We start from the raw sequence: 927 nt of genomic DNA, 5'->3' as shown, positions 1-927 counted from the left end.
CACCCCCTGCCGGCAGTGCGCATCGACGCCGGCCCGGGCCTGCTCATCGCCGCGGGCCTGCTGGTGGGCGTGGGCACGCGCTACGGGGCGGGCTGCACCAGCGGCCACGGCGTGTGCGGACTGTCGCGCTGGTCGGTGCGCTCCCTGGTGGCCACGCTGGTTTTCATGGCGGCCGGCATGGGCACCGTCTTCGTGCTGCGGCACCTGGCCTGAACGGAGGGAACGCGCCATGACCGTTCTGATCGCCTTTGCTGCGGGCCTGGTCTTCGGGCTGGGGCTGCTGGTGTCCGGCATGGCCGACCCGGCCAAGGTGCTGGGGTTCCTGGACATCGCGGGGTCCTGGGACCCGTCGCTCGCCCTGGTGATGGCTGGCGCCGTGGGCGTGGCCCTGGTGGCGTTCACGATGGCGCGCCGCCGGGGCACCACGCTGCGCGGCACACCGCTGCAGTGGCCCGCCGCGCACGGCATCGACGCGCGGCTGGTGGGCGGCAGCGCGTTGTTCGGCATCGGCTGGGGGCTGGCCGGCATCTGCCCCGGCCCGGCCCTGGTGCTGCTGGGCATGGGGGTGCCGGACGGCGTGTGGTTCGTGGCCGCCCTGCTGGCCGGCATGGCGGTGTTCGAGGGCATCGAGCGCTGGCGCGGTCGCGGCTGACGACCGCCAGGCAGGCCGATGTCCTGCGCCGCGATGGCAGTTGGCCGACACGCCACGGGCACCACGGCCCCTAGATTGGTGGCCTTTGAAAGGACCCCACCCATGACCGCATCCTCTCCCGCCGCCAGCGCCCGCACCGTCGCCATCCTCGTGACCGACGGCTTCGAACAGGTCGAGTTGACCGGCCCGCGCGACGCGCTGCAAAAGGCCGGCATCGCCACCCGGATCATCGCCCCGAAGGCCGGCCAGGTGCAGGGCTTCCACCACGACGAAAA

3 protein-coding genes are annotated in these 927 nt (G+C 73.2%); all 3 read left to right on the top strand.

Annotated elements, in window-relative coordinates; all coding sequences use genetic code 11:
* The coding region (locus tag AC27IQ_RS25790) for a YeeE/YedE family protein (protein WP_487091340.1) at nt 1–213 on the top strand (213 nt) is incomplete at its 5' end.
* Nucleotides 214–229: 16 nt separating this feature from the next.
* Complete coding sequence (locus AC27IQ_RS25785) at nt 230–652, top strand: DUF6691 family protein (protein WP_284430508.1); 423 nt, start codon at nt 230–232, stop codon at nt 650–652.
* An 18-nt stretch (nt 653–670) separates the two neighbouring features.
* Nucleotides 671–927 (top strand): DJ-1/PfpI family protein (locus tag AC27IQ_RS25780; protein WP_487091339.1); only part of this gene is annotated, 257 nt, incomplete at its 3' end.

It is taken from the genome of Acidovorax sp. KPB24-07 (genome assembly GCF_057543315.1).
Note: the sequence above shows the minus strand (reverse complement) of the source record. Positions and strands in the feature narration are given on the sequence as shown.